This window comes from Pseudomonas sp. IT-93MI4 (assembly GCF_949767635.1).
GTDB classification, from domain to species: domain Bacteria; phylum Pseudomonadota; class Gammaproteobacteria; order Pseudomonadales; family Pseudomonadaceae; genus Aquipseudomonas; species Aquipseudomonas putida_A.
This window is the reverse complement of record NZ_CATKPP010000006.1, coordinates 1-16,286: the sequence shown is the minus strand read 5'-3', so window position 1 is coordinate 16,286 and position 16,286 is coordinate 1. Positions and strand designations below refer to the sequence as shown.

Annotated in this window: 15 protein-coding genes; 6 read left to right on the top strand and 9 right to left on the bottom strand. The window is 61.4% G+C overall.

The window, feature by feature from the left end:
• Window positions 1-59 precede the first annotated feature (59 nt).
• The gene (locus ACM6I7_RS04930) at window positions 60-617 is read left to right on the top strand and encodes a DUF2780 domain-containing protein (protein ID WP_414888077.1); all 558 of its coding nucleotides are present in this window, start codon (window positions 60-62) and stop codon (window positions 615-617) included.
• A gap of 1 nt (window position 618) precedes the next feature.
• Here ACM6I7_RS04930 and ACM6I7_RS04925 read toward each other — a convergent pair whose 3' ends face one another.
• Complete coding sequence (locus ACM6I7_RS04925) at window positions 619-1,506, bottom strand: acyltransferase (RefSeq protein WP_115988746.1); 888 nt, start codon at window positions 1,504-1,506, stop codon at window positions 619-621.
• Window positions 1,507-1,815: 309 nt separating this feature from the next.
• Between ACM6I7_RS04925 and ACM6I7_RS04920 the strand changes: the two genes are divergently transcribed.
• From ACM6I7_RS04920 to creD, 4 genes are all read left to right on the top strand, one after another.
• On the top strand, window positions 1,816-2,319 hold the full coding sequence (locus ACM6I7_RS04920; protein WP_007962587.1) for an ATP-dependent zinc protease: 504 nt from the start codon (window positions 1,816-1,818) through the stop codon (window positions 2,317-2,319).
• Window positions 2,320-2,387: 68 nt separating this feature from the next.
• Window positions 2,388-3,068, top strand: coding sequence for a two-component system response regulator CreB (gene creB / locus ACM6I7_RS04915; protein ID WP_414888076.1), 681 nt, complete (start codon window positions 2,388-2,390; stop codon window positions 3,066-3,068).
• The gene (gene creC, locus ACM6I7_RS04910) at window positions 3,068-4,486 is read left to right on the top strand and encodes a two-component system sensor histidine kinase CreC (protein WP_414888075.1); all 1,419 of its coding nucleotides are present in this window, start codon (window positions 3,068-3,070) and stop codon (window positions 4,484-4,486) included. The genes creB and creC overlap by 1 nt, the downstream gene beginning before the upstream one ends.
• A 202-nt stretch (window positions 4,487-4,688) precedes the next feature.
• On the top strand, window positions 4,689-6,059 hold the full coding sequence (gene creD / locus ACM6I7_RS04905; RefSeq protein WP_115988748.1) for a cell envelope integrity protein CreD: 1,371 nt from the start codon (window positions 4,689-4,691) through the stop codon (window positions 6,057-6,059).
• A 172-nt stretch (window positions 6,060-6,231) separates the two neighbouring features.
• Here creD and ACM6I7_RS04900 read toward each other — a convergent pair whose 3' ends face one another.
• From ACM6I7_RS04900 to ACM6I7_RS04865, 8 genes are all read right to left on the bottom strand, one after another.
• On the bottom strand, window positions 6,232-6,861 hold the full coding sequence (locus tag ACM6I7_RS04900) for a glutathione S-transferase (RefSeq protein WP_414888074.1): 630 nt from the start codon (window positions 6,859-6,861) through the stop codon (window positions 6,232-6,234).
• A gap of 193 nt (window positions 6,862-7,054) precedes the next feature.
• Complete coding sequence (locus ACM6I7_RS04895; RefSeq protein WP_027610674.1) at window positions 7,055-7,234, bottom strand: hypothetical protein; 180 nt, start codon at window positions 7,232-7,234, stop codon at window positions 7,055-7,057.
• Window positions 7,231-8,355 (bottom strand): PepSY-associated TM helix domain-containing protein, encoded by a 1,125-nt coding sequence (locus ACM6I7_RS04890; RefSeq protein WP_414888073.1) that lies wholly within the window; start codon window positions 8,353-8,355, stop codon window positions 7,231-7,233. The genes ACM6I7_RS04895 and ACM6I7_RS04890 overlap by 4 nt, the downstream gene beginning before the upstream one ends.
• Before the next feature lie 74 nt (window positions 8,356-8,429).
• Entirely contained in the window at window positions 8,430-10,868 is a 2,439-nt protein-coding gene (locus tag ACM6I7_RS04885; RefSeq protein WP_414888072.1) for a TonB-dependent siderophore receptor, read from the bottom strand.
• Between the two features lie 234 nt (window positions 10,869-11,102).
• Window positions 11,103-12,074, bottom strand: a complete 972-nt coding sequence (locus tag ACM6I7_RS04880) for a FecR domain-containing protein (RefSeq protein WP_027610677.1) — start codon at window positions 12,072-12,074, stop codon at window positions 11,103-11,105.
• Complete coding sequence (locus ACM6I7_RS04875; RefSeq protein WP_083369393.1) at window positions 12,071-12,589, bottom strand: RNA polymerase sigma factor; 519 nt, start codon at window positions 12,587-12,589, stop codon at window positions 12,071-12,073. Before ACM6I7_RS04875 ends, ACM6I7_RS04880 begins: the two co-directional genes overlap by 4 nt.
• A 207-nt stretch (window positions 12,590-12,796) precedes the next feature.
• Window positions 12,797-13,504: a PolC-type DNA polymerase III gene (locus ACM6I7_RS04870; RefSeq protein ID WP_414888070.1), complete on the bottom strand. Its 708-nt coding sequence runs from the start codon at window positions 13,502-13,504 to the stop codon at window positions 12,797-12,799.
• On the bottom strand, window positions 13,501-15,435 hold the full coding sequence (locus ACM6I7_RS04865; RefSeq protein WP_414888069.1) for a DUF294 nucleotidyltransferase-like domain-containing protein: 1,935 nt from the start codon (window positions 15,433-15,435) through the stop codon (window positions 13,501-13,503). Before ACM6I7_RS04865 ends, ACM6I7_RS04870 begins: the two co-directional genes overlap by 4 nt.
• Before the next feature lie 259 nt (window positions 15,436-15,694).
• Here ACM6I7_RS04865 and ACM6I7_RS04860 point away from each other — a divergent pair, with 259 nt between their 5' ends.
• Window positions 15,695-16,141 (top strand): response regulator, encoded by a 447-nt coding sequence (locus ACM6I7_RS04860; protein ID WP_027610681.1) that lies wholly within the window; start codon window positions 15,695-15,697, stop codon window positions 16,139-16,141.
• Window positions 16,142-16,286 lie beyond the last annotated feature (145 nt).

The window sequence follows — 16,286 nt, the reverse complement described above, 5'->3', positions numbered from 1 at the left end:
AAACCGGCAGTTTTGCCGCTCATTGAAGGGCGGTTACCACAGCGCAAGAGGATGTCTGAATGAAGATTTCACGCGGTATTGCCTTGGCTTCACTGATGACCCTTGCAGCGAGCCCGGTGTTTGCCGGCTTCAGTCTGGACGATGTGACAAAAGCGGCTGCAAGCATGCAGGGTGGCAACGCTGCCACCGCCGCCGCGCCGACCTCGGAAACCGCCGGTTTGCTGCAAGCCGTTACCGGTCTCGGTGTTACGCCTCAGCAAGCCGTCGGTGGCACCAGCGCCATGCTCGGCCTGGCCAAGAATCAGTTGAGCAGCACCGATTATTCGCAGTTGGCCAAAGAAGTGCCGGGCATCGACAAACTGTCGGGCGGCAGCGGCAACCTGGCGGCGTTGAGTGGTTTGCTGGGTTCGTCGGGCAAGTCGGCCGGGCTGGAAAACGCGCTGGGCAACGTCAAGGACACCAACGGCCTGAACAACGCCTTCGGGGCCTTGGGCATGGACAGCGGCATGGTCGGCCAATTTGCCCCGGTGCTGCTCAAGTACCTGGGTGACCAAGGCGTCGGCGGCCCGATTCTGCAGAGTCTCGGCAGCATCTGGGGCGCCGGCACCGGTAGCTGATTCAGCTGCGCTCGCCGCGCAATTCGCTAATGCGCTGATCCTTCTCGGTCCAGAGCTGGTTGACCCAGTTCTGGACCTGCTGACGAAACAGTGGATCGTTTTCGTAATCGCCCTGCGACAACGCCGGGTCTAGTTCGCGGGTCTGGATGTCGACGATGACGCGCGGCACGCTGCCGCTGATCAGATCCCAGAACCCCGGAATGTTCTCCTGTGGATAAACCACGGTCACGTCGAGCAATGCATCCAGCTGCTCCCCCATCGCCGCCAGCACAAACGCCACGCCACCGGCCTTGGGTTTGAGCAGGTGTCTGAACGGTGACTGCTGCTGCGCACTTTTCGCCGCGGTGTAGCGGGTGCCTTCCAGATAATTCACCACCGTCACCGGCTGGCGTTTGAACAGCTCGCAGGCCTGCTTGGTGATTTCCAGATCCTTGCCCGCCAACTCCGGGTGCTTGGCGAGGAACGCCTTGCTGTAGCGCTTCATGAACGGGTAATCCAGCGCCCACCACGCCAGACCGAGGAACGGTACCCAGATCAGCTCTTTCTTGAGGAAGAACTTGAAGAACGGCGTGCGCCGGTTGAGGGTCTGGATCAGCGCCGGAATGTCGACCCACGACTGGTGGTTGCTGACCACCAGGTACGAGGTGTCACCACGCAGGTCTGCGCCGCCGCGAATATCCCATTGGGTGGGAATGCACAGGCGAAAGATCAGCTTGTCGATTTCGGCCCAGGTCTCGGCAATCCACATCACCGCCCACGAGGCGTAATCGCGCCAGCGCCCCGGCGCGATCAGCTTGAGCAGGGCAAAGACCAGCAACGGCCCGATCAGGATCAGGGTGTTGAGCAACAGCAGCAGGGTGACGAAACAGCCGGTGAGCAGGCGGCGCATAAGCAACTCTATGAAGGCGGATGGGCGCGCCATGATAAGTGGCTTCGGGTGACAGGCCAAATCGATGGTGACGAATGTTTCACTTTTGGCTGGCTATGCTGGAGCTGATTACCGTGTTGGCAGGGCTGGCCTCTTCGCGAGCAAGCCCGCTCCCACAGTGGATCTTCAGTGTGCATGCCATCTCCAACAGATCCCGGATCCCCTGTGGGAGCGGGCTTGCTCGCGAAGGCGGACTCCAGCGAACCAATTGCCCGTCCGCTGTCTAAAATCTCGCGTCTGACGCCCTCATTTTCCAAGGAAGCCCCTTACGTGAAATCCCTCCTTGCACTGTTTGCCCTCGTCGCCCTGCCGGTCATGGCCGCCGAGCCGACCCTGTACGGGCGTTACGAATACATCGCGCTGCCGGAAATCGGTGGTGAGGTGCTCAAGGCCAAGATGGACACCGGCGCGCTGACCGCCTCGCTGTCGGCCAAGGACATCGAGACTTTCACCCGCGACGGCGAGAACTGGGTGCGTTTCCGCCTCGGCACCAAGGATGCCAGCAACAAGGTCTACGAACACAAGGTCGCGCGGATCAGCAAGATCAAGAGCCGCTCGGATGAAGAGGACGAGGGCGACAGCACCGAAGTCGCCAAGCGCCCGGTGGTTGATCTGGAACTGTGCCTGGGCAACGTCAAGCGTACCGTTGAGGTCAACCTGACCGACCGCAGCAACTTCAACTACCCGCTGCTGATCGGTGCCAAGGCCTTGCGCGAGTTTGGCGCAGCGGTGAACCCGGCGCGGCGTTTCACCGCCGACAAGCCAGACTGCTAAGTGGTCTCATTGACGTAACGTCAGGCTTGGGGCACCGTTCGCGCACTTAACCCATGGGCTCGGACGCCATGCCTCATATCCTGATTGTCGAAGACGAAGCGGCGATTGCCGATACGCTGATTTTTGCCCTGCAGGGCGAGGGGTTCGCTACCACGTGGCTGAGCCTCGGCGCGGCGGCGCTGGAGTTTCAACGGCAGACCCCGGCTGACTTGATCATTCTCGATATCGGCCTGCCGGACATCAGCGGTTTCGAAACCTGCAAACAGCTGCGGCGCTTCAGTGAAGTGCCGGTGCTGTTTCTCAGTGCCCGGGACGCCGAGATCGATCGGGTGGTGGGGCTGGAGATCGGCGCCGACGATTACGTGGTCAAGCCGTTCAGCCCGCGGGAAGTCGCCGCGCGGGTACGGGCGATTCTCAAGCGCATGGCGCCGCGTTCTGCGGTTGAAGCGTCCTCGACGCTGTTTCGCATCGATGCCGAGCGTGTGCAGATCGTCTATCGGGGACAGCCGTTGAGCCTGACCCGTCATGAGTTTCGCCTGTTGCAATGCCTGCTCGAACAACCGCAGCGGGTGTTCAGCCGCGAGCAATTGCTCGATGCGCTGGGCGTGGCGGCGGACGCCGGTTACGAGCGCAGCATCGACAGCCACATCAAAAGCGTGCGCGCCAAACTGCGCCTGGTGCGGGCCGACGCCGAGCCGATCCAGACCCACCGCGGCCTCGGTTACAGCTACAGCCCGGGGCACAGCTGATGTCGTTGGGGCTGCGGATTTTTCTGGTGTATGTGCTGTTTGTTGGCCTGACCGGTTACTTCGTGCTCAACACGGTGATGGAAGAAATCCGCCCGGGCGTGCGCCAGTCCACCGAAGAAACCCTGGTCGACACCGCCAACCTGATGGCGGAAATTCTCCGTGATGATTTCAAGGCCGGCACGCTCAGCGAGAACCGCTGGCCCGAATTGTTGCGGGCCTACGGCGAGCGCCAACCACAGGCGACGATTTGGGGTTTGCCGAAAAACCAGGTCAACCACCGCATCTACGTCACCGACGCCAAAGGCATCGTGGTGCTGGATTCCAGCGGCGTGGCGGTCGGTCAGGATTACTCGCGCTGGAACGACGTGTACCTGACTTTGCGTGGTGAGTACGGCGCTCGTTCGAGCCGCAGCGATCCGAATGATGCGAACTCCTCGGTGATGCACGTCGGTGCGCCGATCCGCGACAACGGCCGGATCATCGGCGTGGTTACCGTGGCCAAACCCAACAGCTCATTGCAGCCTTATGTTGATCGTACCGAGCGGCGCTTGCTGTTTTACGGTGCCGGGCTGATCGGCCTCGGTCTGCTGTTCGGCGCTTTGCTGTCGTGGTGGCTGAGCCGCGCGCTGCACCGTTTGACCGGGTATGCGCAGGCGGTGAGCGAAGGCCGGCGAGTGGAAGTACCGCATTACCGTGGCGGCGAACTGAAGCAACTGGCCACAGCGGTGGAGCAGATGCGCACCCAGCTCGAAGGCAAGGCTTACGTCGAACGCTACGTGCACACCCTGACCCATGAATTGAAGAGTCCGCTGGCGGCGATTCGCGGTGCTGCGGAATTGCTGCAGGATGAGATGCCAGCGATTCAGCGCCTGCGCTTTGTCGGCAACATCGACAGCGAAAGCGCACGGATGCAGCAGTTGATCGAGCGGCTGTTGAATCTGGCGCAAGTCGAGCAGCGTCAGGGACTGGACGAGCGCGTGGCGGTGCCGCTGGCGGCATTGGTTGATGATTTGCTGCGGGCGCAGGCAGCGCGCATCGAAGGCCGGCGGCTCACGGTCGAGCAGACGATTGCGCCAGATCTGCTGCTGATCGGCGAGCCGTTTCTGTTGCGTCAGGCGTTGGGCAATCTGCTGGAGAATGCGCTGGATTTCACCCCGGTCGCCGGGCTGCTGCGCTTCAGTGCCGAGCGCGTGGGGGAGCAGGTCGAGTTGCGCTTGTTCAACGAAGCAGCGGCGATTCCCGATTACGCCTTGCCGCGCCTGAGCGAGCGATTTTATTCGCTGCCGCGCCCGGACAGTGGGCGCAAGAGCACTGGACTGGGGCTGAACTTTGTTGAGGAAGTGGTGAAGTTGCATGGTGGGTCGATGCATATCCGCAACGTCGAGAGCGGTGTGGAAGTGACATTGCGCTTGTCCTGAAACCGAGTCGCTGCCTTCGCGAGCAAGCCCGCTCCCACAGGGGGGGTGTTGAAACACAGGTCTCTGTCACACCAAAGATCAACTGTGGGAGCGGGCTTGCTCGCGAAGGGGCCGGTGCAGTCTCCACACAATCTCCATATTCCCCCCACATTCCCCTCATACATCAACAGCAGACTCTGCCCATCCAAACAGGGAGAGTCCCATGAACAAGAATCTGACCATAAAGCTCGGGGCGATTGCCCTGCTGATCCTGCTGTTGCTGATACCGCTGCTGATGATCGACGGCATCATCGATGATCGCCAGCAACTGCGCGACGGCGTGCTCGAAGACATCGCTCGCAGCTCCAGCTACAGCCAGCAACTGAGCGGGCCGGTGATGGTAGTGCCGTATCGCAAAGTGATTCACAACTGGAAGCTCAACGACAAAACCAACCAGCGCTACGACGAGCCAAGTGAAGAACGCGGTCGGCTGTACTTTCTCCCGGAGCGCTTCGAGCTCGACGGCCAGGTGCAGACCGAGCTGCGCAATCGCGGTATCTACGAAGCGCGACTGTTCCATGCCGACAATCGCATCAATGGGCATTTCTCGTTGCCGGCGCAATTGGGGATCAAGGAAGACTTTGCCGATTACCAGTTCGATGCGCCGTTTCTGGCGGTGGGCATCAGTGACATTCGCGGTATTGAAAACGCCCTGAAACTGGAACTCGACGGTCAACGCCTGGACTTCGTACCCGGCACCCAGGTCGGCTGGCTCGGCGAAGGCGTGCGGGTGACGTTGCCGGCGCTGGATACCCGCAACGCCACGGAACTGACTTTCGGTTTCGACCTGCGCCTGCAAGGCACCGGTTCGCTGCAGGTGTTGCCGGTGGGCAAAAGCAGTCACGTCAGCCTTGCCGCCAACTGGCCGCACCCCAGTTTTGTTGGCAACTTCCTGCCGGGCAAACGCGAGATCAGCGATCAGGGTTTCAGCGCCGATTGGCAGACCACATTTTTCTCCACCAACCTGCAAGAAGCCATGAGCCGGTGCGTGATGGGCAATGACTGCGAGGCGTTCAACGGGCGCAGTTTTGGTGTGAGTTTCATCGATCCGGTGGATCAGTACCTGAAGAGTGATCGGGCGATCAAATATGCGCTGTTGTTCATCGTCCTGACGTTCGCCGGTTTCTTCCTGTTTGAAGTGCTCAAGAGTCTGGCAGTACACCCGGTGCAATATGCGTTGGTCGGGGTGGCGCTGGCGTTCTTCTATCTGTTACTGCTGTCGTTGTCGGAGCACATCGGCTTTGCCCTGGCGTATCTGCTGTCGGCCAGTGGCTGTGTGCTGTTGATCGGGTTTTATGTTTGCCACGTGCTGCACAGCGTGCGCCACGGCCTGAGTTTTTCTGCGGGATTGGCGGCGTTGTATGGCCTGCTGTATGGCCTGCTGAGCGCCGAGGATTACGCGTTGCTGATGGGTTCGCTGCTGTTGTTCGGCCTGCTCGGGGTGTTCATGGTGCTGACGCGGAAACTCGACTGGTACGGGATCGGGCAGAAACCGGCCAAGCCGCTGGATTTTGATGTGGGGGCGATGCAATGAGCGGGCTGCGTGAGGATCAGCGCTGGAAGGAAGAGTTGGTGACGCGGATTGTCGGGTTTCTGCCAGTGGGACCGAGCTGGTGCATTCGCGAGCAGGCTCGCTCCCACAGGAGTACGCATTCCAATGTGGGAGCGGGCTTGCTCGCGAAGAGGCCGGATCAGGCGCCGCAGCCTTAAGGCTTGGGCATCGTGGCGACCATGGACGGTCGCTGACTCACTTCAAAGAACCAGTTGGCCAGTTGCGGATTGGCGCTGCGCCAGTCCAGATCCGGATGACGCAGATCGATGTAACCCAGTGCACAGGCGACGCTGATTGCGGCGACGTCGAAATGGCTGGTCAGCTCAGCGATGGCGTCACTTTCCAGATAGGCCAGGGCGCGGCGGATTTTCTCGCGCTGGGCATCAAGCCACTCGTCCCAGTGTTTTTCCGGGGCGCGCAGCACCAGTTCGTAACGCACCATCACCGAGGCGTCCATGATCCCGTCGGCCAGCGAGGCCAGGGTCAGACGCCGCCAACGGGCCGCTCCTTCGCGGGGGATCAGCGGATTGCCGACGTGCTGCTGGTCGAGGTATTCGAGGATCACGCGGCTGTCATGGATCACGCTACCGTCCGCCAGACGCAGCGCCGGGATCTTGCCCAGCGCGTTGTCGGCGTTGAGCGCGGTGTCCGGGCTGACCGGCGTGAGGACGCAGTCTTGCAGGGCGACGCGATCCTGCTGACCGGTCTCGTGCAACAGCACCATCACTTTGCGCACGAACGGGGAAAGCGTGTTGTGGAACAGGGTCATGCTGGGGGCGGACATTGGCAAACCTCGGTGGTCATCGAAGAGCAGGAGATTAGCCTAGTCAGATACAGAGCGGCTGGCGAGGAATTTGCTGGTGTTCATCAGGCCGCCTTCGCGAGCAAGCCCGCTCCCACACTGGATCTGTTTCGTTCACAAATCCCCTGTGGGAGCGAGCTTGCTCGCGAAGAGGCCTTGTCAGGCGACACGGAAATCACCCGCGTCGCAGCAACCCCTTGATCGCCAGAAATGCCGGAACACCCAGCCCGACCCAGCTCAACGCATCCCAGATCCCGTCCCCCAACAGCGCCGAAAACAATCCCGCCGCACTCAGCAGCGCAATCACCAGCGGTGTGCTGAAGACCTTCCAGAAATTGCTCTGACGCGGCTTCATGCAGCAGCCTCCAGCGGCAACGGTTTTGCCGCTTTACGCCGTACCACCCACAGGTACACGCCGCTGCCGAGGACAATGATGGTCAGCACGTCGAGGGTCGCCCAGAGGATCTTCATCGGCATGCCGCCGTAGTCGCCGAAGTGCAGCGGCTGGGACATGCCCATGGCGTCCATGTACCACGGGCGCTCGGCCACAGCGGTGACCTGTAGGGTGCTGGCGTCGATCAGCACCGGCGTCAGCAGGTGCGAGGTCAGGTGCGTGCCGCCCTTCATGAAGACTGAATAATGATGCTCGCTGGAAAACCGCGTGCCGGGGAAAGCGATGAAATCCGGGTTCATGCCCGGCGCCACGTCGCGGGCGATGTCGAGCAGGCGGGTGGCCGGGGCCAGTCGGGTCAGCGGCGGGGCATCGCGGTAGGGCGCGACCATGGCGCTCAGCGTGTCATTGCGCCACGCGGCGATGAGCAGATCGGCGCAGGCGCTGATCACTCCGGTGACGCCGACCACCAAGGCCCAGGTCAGGGTAACGACGCCGATCAGATTGTGCAGGTCGAGCCAGCGCAAGCGGGTGGACTTGTACTGACGCACGGTGCCGAACTGCAAACGGCGCATGAATGGCAGATACAGCACCGTACCCGAGATGATCGCGACCACAAACAGCAGGCCCATGAATGCCAGCAGCAACTTGCCCGGCAGCCCGGCAAACATGTCGACGTGCAGGCGCAAGATGAACAGCATCAGCCCGCCATTGGCCGACGGGGTTTCCAACGCTTCACCGGTGCGCGCATCGAGCATGAAGGTGTGCGACGAGTTCGGTTCGGTGCCGGCGGTTTTCGCCATGATCGTCAGCACGGCGTTCGGTTCGTCGTCTTCGAAACCGAAGTACTGCACCACTTCACCTGGGCGATGTTTTTCTGCGGCCTCGACCAGTTGCGCCAGGTTCAGGCGCGGCGTGTCGGCGGGCATTTCGCGCACTTGCGGGGCATCGCCGAGCAGGTGCTCGATTTCGTGATGAAAGATCAGCGGCAGACCGGTCAATGCCAACAGCAGCAGAAACACGGTGCAGATCAGGCTGGTCCAGGTGTGGATGAACGACCAGCGGCGAATTGTTTTACTTTTCATTTCATGACCTTCAAAAACACCGAAGCCGTCCACGGGGGACGGCCTGGTGACAGAACCTGGTTCAGCTCACGCGCTTACCACTTGTAAGTGGCGCTGGCGATGACGCTGCGCTGGTCACCGTAGTAGCAGTAGTAGCCGTCGCAGGTGGAGATGTAGTCCTTGTCGAACAGGTTGGTGGCGTTAATTGCCAGCGACGCACCTTTGAGGCTGTTGTCCAGGCGACCGAGGTCGTAATGCACCGAGGCGTCGAACACGGTGTAGGCGTCCGCCTTGCCCAGCCAGGTGTTGGCCTTGTCGCCGTAAGTGTTGCCGGTGTAACGCACGCCACCGCCGATGCCGAAACCGTCGAGTACGCCGCTGTGCCAGGTGTAGTCGGTCCACAGCGAAGCTTGCTGGTTAGGCATCAGTTGCAGGCGATTGCCCTTGTCCACGCCTTTCTGCACTTCGGACTTGGCCAGGGTGTAGGCGGCGATGACTTTCAGGTTATCGGTGACGTCGGAAACCGCTTCCAGCTCCAGGCCTTTGACTTTCACCTCACCGGTCTGGCTGGTGATGGTCACGTTGTTGACGATGCTGTTGACCGCGACGTTCTTCTGAGTCAGGTCATACACCGCAGCGCTCAGCAGAGTCTTGCTGCCCGGCGGCTGGTACTTGATGCCCAGTTCCCATTGCTTGCCTTCGGTCGGCTTGAGCGAGCCGGTGGAAGTGGCATCGGCGCCGCTGGTTGGCTGGAAGGATTCGGCATACGACAGGTACGGCACGAAGCCCGAGTCGAACACGTAGCTGAGCGCCGCGTTGCCGCTGAACGCCTTGTCGCGCTGGGTGTTGGTGGCGTCGCCCTTGTTGATGAACTGCGTGCCGGTGTGCACCCAGTCTTCACGCCCGCCGAGGGTCAGGCGCCACTGGTCGAGGGCCATCTGGTCCTGCACGTACAGGCCGGTCTGGTAGGTCTTCTGGTCATAGTCATAGAACGCCGAAGAACGTGCTGGACGGGTGATCGGCTGACCGTAGATCGGGTTGTTGACGTTAATGTCCGGCGCGGTGCCGAAGATCGACGTGTAGTTGGTGTTGCTGCGCTGGTGATCCAGACCGAGCAACAGCGTATGGCGGATGTCGCCGGTGGCGAAGTCGGCCTGGAAGTTGTTGTCCACGGCGAACTGGCTGATGTCTTCATCGACGTTGGTGGTGCCGCGACCGACATTGCCCTGATCGTCAACCGTGTAGCCTGCGTACTGCGTGTTGTAACTGTTGACGGTCACGGTCTGGAACGACAGATCCGACTTGGTGTAGCGCAGGTTCTGCTTGAACTGCCACACATCGTTGAGGCGATGCTCGAAGGCATAACCGAGCGCGTAGTAGGTGCGGTCGTAGAAGTCGTAGTCCGGATCACCGAGGTTCTTGTGATGGGAAATCTTGCCGAACGGCATGTCGATCTTGGTGCCCTGAATCGGGTAGAACTGGCTGGTGACACCGGTATCGTCGCGGGTGAACTGGGTCAGCAGGGTGAATTTGGTGTCGTCATCGATGTTCCAGGTCAGGCTCGGCGCGATGTTGTAGCGCTTGTTCTCGATGTGATCGATCTGCGTGTCGCTGTCGCGCACTACACCGCTGATGCCGTAGAGAAACTGCCCGGCGTCGTCGATCTTGCCGGTGCTGGCGAAGTTGATCTGACGATGGTTGTCGCTGCCGTACTGCAACTGGATTTCGCTGCTGGCTTCCGCGCTCGGGCGCCGGCTGACCATGTCCAGCAGACCGCCCGGCGGCGTCTGGCCGTAGACGGAAGAGGCCGGGCCGCGCAGCAGCGCGAGGCGGTCGAGGTTCCAGGTTTCAGGTTTTGGGTTGGCGTATACACCCTTGGGCAGCGGCAGGCCGTCGAGGAACTGGGTCGGCTCGAAACCGCGCACCCGCAGCCAGTCGATACGGGTGTCGCTGCCGTAGCTGCTGGCGGTGATGCCCGGCATGTAGCGCACGGCGTCATCGAGGCTGTGCACGCTGCGGTCGTCCATTTGCTGACGGGTGGCGACCGAGATCGAGCGCGGTGCTTCGACCAGCGCGGTGTCGGTCTTGGTGCCGGCGGCGGTGCGGGTGGCGGTGTAGCCTTCGACCGGGCCCCAGGCCGTTTCCAGATTTTCCACGCCGATCACTGCGGTTTCCGGCAGCGCCAATGTCCCTTCCGGCACGGCAACCAGGGTGTAGGTGCCGGTACTGCTTTGTTCCAGTTGCAGACCGGTACCTTGCAGCGCCGCGCGCAGAGCACCGGCGGCGTCGTACTGACCGCTGACCGGCGCAGAGGTCTTGCCGGCGGCCAGCGCCGGGTTCAGCGACAACGCGAGGCCGCCCTGGCTGGCGATCTGGTTCAGCGTGGTCGACAGCGGCGCCGCTGGCAGGTTGTAGGCACGCACGCTGGAGGCCTGTTCAGCAGCGAGCAACGGGCTGCTGAGCAGCGGCGCGCTGAGGGCAATGGCGATGGCCAACAGACTGGGGCGCAACAAGGTGTCTAGCGAACGGGACATGCGAAGGCTCCTGAATGGAAATATTTCTCAATTGCCTGAGTGCCGGACGAGAATTGAAAAGTGATAGGGCTGGATGAAAATAATTTCGATTAACTTGGAAGGGAGCGGCCGCTTCGGGATTTTCGAGTGTGGCGGATGGCCCTATCGCGAGCAGGCTCACTCCTACAGGGGGAACGCATTCCTACTGTAGGAGTGAGCCTGCTCGCGATAGCTATTTCCCTGACAACGAATTTTTTAAGGCTTGGTATCAGCCTTCGCCACCGTGACCCAATACGGTGTATGCCGCTCAATCTGCACCGGCAGGGTCGGCAGCAGCGCACTCAAGGCCTTGTCGGTGTCGTGCAGCGGGAAACTGCCGGTGATGCGCAGGTCAGCGACTTCCGGCGCGACGCCCAGATGCCCTCGGCGATAACGACCCAGTTCATGCACCAGGTCTTCCAGTCGCGCGTTGTCCACCACCAGCATGCCGCGGGTCCAGGCATCGGCGCCGGGCGTGAGCGCGGCGACCGTGTCGAGGCCGTCATTGCGGATCAGCACTTGCTGGCCTTCGCGCAGGATCTGCTCTTCAGGATGACTTTGCGGATGCGCCGCCACCGCCGACTGCAACACGCTCAAGCGTGTGCCTTGGTCTTCACGCTTGACCAGAAACCGCGTGCCCAACGCGCGCATGCTGCCTTCGCGGGTTTCGACAATGAACGGCCGCGCATCGCCATGGCCGGTCTCGACCATGATCTCGCCTGCCTGCAACACGATCAGCCGCTGCCTGGCATCGAAACGCACATCCACCGCGCTGTGGGTGTTGAGGTTGAGCACGGTGCCATCGGCCAGGCGCACCGTACGCTGCTCGCCGGTGGCGGTGCGTTGATCGGCGAGCCAGTAATCCAGCGGCAAGTAGCGATCACCGGCAAACAACGCCAGACCGACGAGCGCCACCACGCTGGCCAATCCGCTGCCGAGCTTGCGCACACGGCGTCGAATGCCTTCGCGCGATTGCAGCAAGGCCGCGCGGGCCGGGCCGTTGGCGACGCTGAAGCGCTGATCGAGCATGCCCAGCTGGCGCCAGGCGCGGGCGTGTTCTTCATGGGCCGCGTGCCACTTGGCGAACTCCTCGCGCTCCAGCGGACTGCCGGAATCCAGTGACAACTGCCAGGCAATCGCCGCGTCCAGCACCTGAGCCGAGACCGGTTTGGAACTGGCCGGGTTCATGTCGGCTCACCGTACAGGGCGATGTAGCACTGGCGAATGCCTTGCGCGAGGTACTGCCGCACACGCGGCACCGAGACGCCAAGCTTCTCGGCGATTTCGGCGTGGCCGAGGCCGTCGAGGCGGTTATACAGGAAAGCGGCGCGGGCCTTGGTCGACAGTTTGCCGAGCAGGCGGTCGATGGCCTTGAGGTCTTCGAGGATCAGTTGCTGTTCTTCCACCGAAGGTTGTTCGCCTTCGGGGATCAGCATCAATTCAGTGAGGTATGCCTGTTCCAGCGCGGCGCGGCGGAAGTAGTCGAACAGCAGGCCCTTGGCGATCGCCACCAGAAACGCCCGCGGTTCGCGCGGCGTCAGCAATTCATCGCGACCGAGCAAACGCACGAAGGTGTCCTGGCTCAGGTCTTCGGCCCGCTGCGGGCACGCCACGTTGCGCCGCAACCAGCTCAGCAGCCAACCGCGATGGTCGCGATACAACGCACCGACGAGTTCACTGTGAGGGCTTGGGACTGACGACACCAGACGCACCGATTGGGAAGTGTTAACCAACGAGAATTGTTCGCGATTCTCGCAGAGGTGGGAATGGTTAGCAATTGGCCACTGGTCGGGTGGTATCAGTAAGACCGCATCATCGTTCTTCGCGAGCAAGCCCGCTCCCACAGGGGGAATGCATGCCAGTGTGGGAGCGGGCTTGCTCGCGAAGAGGCCAGTACCGGCACCGAAGATCTAGAAGGAAGGCGCCTGCTGACGGCGTTTCCACTGACTCAAGCGCTGTTGCAGGTTCAACGGACTATGAATCTGCTGCTGCCGCGCCCGGCTGAACAGGATCAACGCCAGTTCCGCCGTGGCCAGCGCATCGGCACTCGCGTTGTGCCGCTCGAACACCTCAAGCTTGAACCAGTCGATCCATTCATCCAGGCCGGCCTCGCGAATGTTCGCCTGTGGGCACAACAATGGCGCCATGTGCGCGACATCCAGAAACACATTCTGCAGCCTGTAACCCAGGTGTTCCTTCAATGCGCGTCCGAGCATGTGTTGATCGAAGGGCGCATGAAACGCCAGCACCGGGCTGTCGCCGATGAACTCCATGAACTCCAGCAACGCCTCGGCCGGGTCGCTGCCGGCGGCAATCGCATTCGGCCCCAGGCCATGAATCAACACGCTGGGGCTGAGCTTCAGCTCCCGACATTGCAGGGTGCGCTCGAACTGCTGACTGAAGTAGATTGCGCCGTCTTCGATCACCACCGCGCCGATCGACAGCACGCGATCCTTGTTCAGGTTCAGCCCGGTGGTTTCCAGATCGAGCACCACCCAGCGCTGTTCGCGCAGGCTGCATTCTTTCAGTTCGCCGATGGTTGGCAGTTGTGCCAGACGTTGTTGCAGGTCTGCCGACAGCAAAGGGCTGGCCGGCCGCAGCCACGAGAACAGGCTCACAGCTGATACCGCAGAGCCAGGCTGCTTTGCAGACGCTGGGCCTGGCGCAGGGATTCACGCAGAATGCGCCGATCCAGATGATTGAGGATGTCGGGATCGACCCGGTTCGACCAAGGCAGATTCTCACGGGTCTGGATCTGGTGCTGCTGCATGCGCGTCTGCTGGATGAAGTGGTAGGCCTCTTCATATGCCGCGCCATCGAGCCGTTCGATGACTTCTTTTTCGACCAGCTGACGCAAGCGCTCCAGAGTGTTGTTGGTTTCGATGCCATGCGCCAGCGCCAACAGGCGTGCGCCGTCGACGAAGGGCGTCAGGCCCTGGACTTTGAGATCAAGGGTGGCTTTCTCGCCGTTCTTGCGTGCCAGCACAAATTCGCGGAAACGCCCCACGGGCGGACGATTGCGCAGCGCGTTCTCGGCCAGCATGCGCTGGAACAAACGGTTGTCGCCGACCTGATCGAGAATCCCTCGGCGTAGTTGCGCGCAGCCTTTTTCGTCGCCCCAGACCACCCGCAGGTCGAAATAGATACTCGAACCGAGCAGGTTCTCCGGCGTCGCCTCGCGGATAAATGCTGCAAAGCGCCGCGCCCATTCTGCTCTGGATAGGCACAGCTCAGGGTTGCCGGCCATGATGTTGCCCTTGCACAGGCTGAAGCCGCACTGCGCCAGGCTCTGGTTGATCTGCTGGGCGATCGGCAGCAGCTTGCCGCGAATCTCCGCCGCATGCGCCGCGTCCCGCGCTTCGAACAGAATGCCGTTGTCCTGATCGGTGTGCAGCGTCTGTTCGCGCCGGCCCTCGCTGCCGAAACACAGCCAGCTGAACGGTACGCCGGGGTCGCCTTTTTCGGCGAGGGTCAGCTCGATCACCCGGCACACGGTGTGGTCGTTGAGCAGGGTGATGATGTGGGTGATCTGCGTCGAAGACGCACCGTGGGCAAGCATGCGTTCGACCAGTTGGCCGATCTCGCCGCGCAGGCTCACCATTTGTTCGAGGCGCTGGGCACTGCGGATGGTCCGGGCCAGATGCACCAGGTCGACCCGTTGCAGCGAGAACAGATCACGCTCGGAGACCACGCCACACAGACGCTGATCCTTGACCAGACAAACGTGGGCGATGTGCCGTTCGGTCATGGCAATCGCCGCGTCGAAAGCGCTGTGATCGGGCGACAGAAAGAACGGCGAACAGGTCATGTGCCGCTCGATGGTTTCGCTGAAATCACCGCTGCCATTGGCGACCACTTCGCGCAGGTCACGCAGGGTGAAAATCCCCAGCGGCGCCTTGTGCTCATCCACCGCGACGATGCTGCCGACCTGTTGCTCGTGCATCAGCTTCACCGCTTCGCGCAACGGCGTGTCGGGGCTGCAAGTCACCGGATGGCGCATCGCCAATTCGCCGAGGCGGGTGTTCAGCGAATACTGGGTGCCGAGGGTTTCCACGGCTTTCTGCTGGACTTGCTGGTTGACCTGATCGAGCAGGCTGCTGACCCCGCGCAAAGCGAAATCGCGGAAGCTGTTGGACAGGGCGAACAGTTTGATGAACGCCGGTTTGTTCAGCTGCAGGCAGAAGGTGTCTTCGCTGGCCAGATGTTCGGTGCGGGTCGCCCGTTCGCCAATCAGCGCGGCCAGCGGGAAGCATTCGCCGGTGGTGATCTCGAAGGTGGTTTCGGTGCCGGGCCGGGTGATGTGCTGGCGTTCGCCGACCACTCGGCCCTGTTTGACGATGTAGAAATATTCGACCGGCCCGTCGGCGGGCTTGATGATGCTTTCGCCCTGGCCATAGAAGCGCAGCTGACATTGTTCCACCAGAAAAGCCAGGTGGGCGTGTTCCATCTGATTGAAGGGCGGGAAGCGCTGGAGGAATTGCAGAGTGCCCTGAATGTTCTGCAACACCGCGGTTTTCCCTGCCTGGGTGAAGGCGTCCGCTTTACTCATAACCATTACCGCAGTCTTTTTCGAATTGTTGTTGTCGGATCGTTGCAGCCATGGTCGGCCCCTGCGCGCGGGGTGCCCATTGGACGTAAGTCTAGGTTTGGGCTGCCGCTCGGCACATTTAGGAAGTGCCCTACAAAAACAGTCGGAAATTCCTCCGCCAGCCACTTGGAAAAAAATCCGACGAAGTGCACATTGAAGCTCTGCTTAGCGATGTCTGACGACTGTGCCAGGTGACTGAATTGAAAACGTAGAGAATGCCATGTCCGACCACGATATTTTGAGCGACGCCGAGCGTGAAGCGCTCAGCGCTGTAATGCTCGAACCCGACTTGCCGCCGCAACGTGTACTGATCGTCGATGACGACAAGGACGCCCGGGAGCTGTTGTCGGAGATTCTCGCGTTGGACGGTATTCGTTGCATGACTGCGGCCAGCGGTGAAGCCGCACTGAAGATGCTCGCGGAAAAACCCTCGATTGGCCTGGTGATCACGGATCTGCGCATGGGCAACGTCGATGGCCTGGACTTGATCCGCCAGGTACGCGAATCGGTGCGGGCGGCGTTGCCGATCATCATTGTTTCCGGCGATGCCGATGTGAAGGACGCCATCGCGGCGATGCATTTGAGCGTGGTGGATTTTCTGCTCAAGCCGATTGATACGGTGAAGCTGCTGGGCCTGGTCAAACACGAATTGGGCATAGAACCCTAAGAGCCCTCACCCTAACCCTCTCCTAAGGGGAGAAGGGACTGACCGAGTTGAATATTCGAGGTACACCGACTTGAAATTCCTCAGTCGAACTCCGGTTTTGAAATGCAAAAAGATCGACTCCCTTTCCCCCTCTACCCCTTGGGGG

Bases quoted from the DNA above. Each gene is read 5' to 3' on its own strand.
- ACM6I7_RS04895 (WP_027610674.1), bottom strand. From the start codon at position 7,234: ATGAAGCCGCGTCAGAGCAATTTCTGGAAGGTCTTCAGCACACCGCTG.
- ACM6I7_RS04865 (WP_414888069.1), bottom strand. From the start codon at position 15,435: ATGAGTAAAGCGGACGCCTTCACCCAGGCAGGGAAAACCGCGGTGTTG.
- ACM6I7_RS04860 (WP_027610681.1), top strand. From the start codon at position 15,695: ATGTCCGACCACGATATTTTGAGCGACGCCGAGCGTGAAGCGCTCAGC.
- creD (WP_115988748.1), top strand. From the start codon at position 4,689: ATGAACAAGAATCTGACCATAAAGCTCGGGGCGATTGCCCTGCTGATC.
- ACM6I7_RS04925 (WP_115988746.1), bottom strand. From the start codon at position 1,506: ATGCGCCGCCTGCTCACCGGCTGTTTCGTCACCCTGCTGCTGTTGCTC.
- ACM6I7_RS04930 (WP_414888077.1), top strand. From the start codon at position 60: ATGAAGATTTCACGCGGTATTGCCTTGGCTTCACTGATGACCCTTGCA.
- ACM6I7_RS04900 (WP_414888074.1), bottom strand. From the start codon at position 6,861: ATGTCCGCCCCCAGCATGACCCTGTTCCACAACACGCTTTCCCCGTTC.
- ACM6I7_RS04880 (WP_027610677.1), bottom strand. From the start codon at position 12,074: ATGAACCCGGCCAGTTCCAAACCGGTCTCGGCTCAGGTGCTGGACGCG.
- creB (WP_414888076.1), top strand. From the start codon at position 2,388: ATGCCTCATATCCTGATTGTCGAAGACGAAGCGGCGATTGCCGATACG.
- ACM6I7_RS04885 (WP_414888072.1), bottom strand. From the start codon at position 10,868: ATGTCCCGTTCGCTAGACACCTTGTTGCGCCCCAGTCTGTTGGCCATC.
- ACM6I7_RS04890 (WP_414888073.1), bottom strand. From the start codon at position 8,355: ATGAAAAGTAAAACAATTCGCCGCTGGTCGTTCATCCACACCTGGACC.
- creC (WP_414888075.1), top strand. From the start codon at position 3,068: ATGTCGTTGGGGCTGCGGATTTTTCTGGTGTATGTGCTGTTTGTTGGC.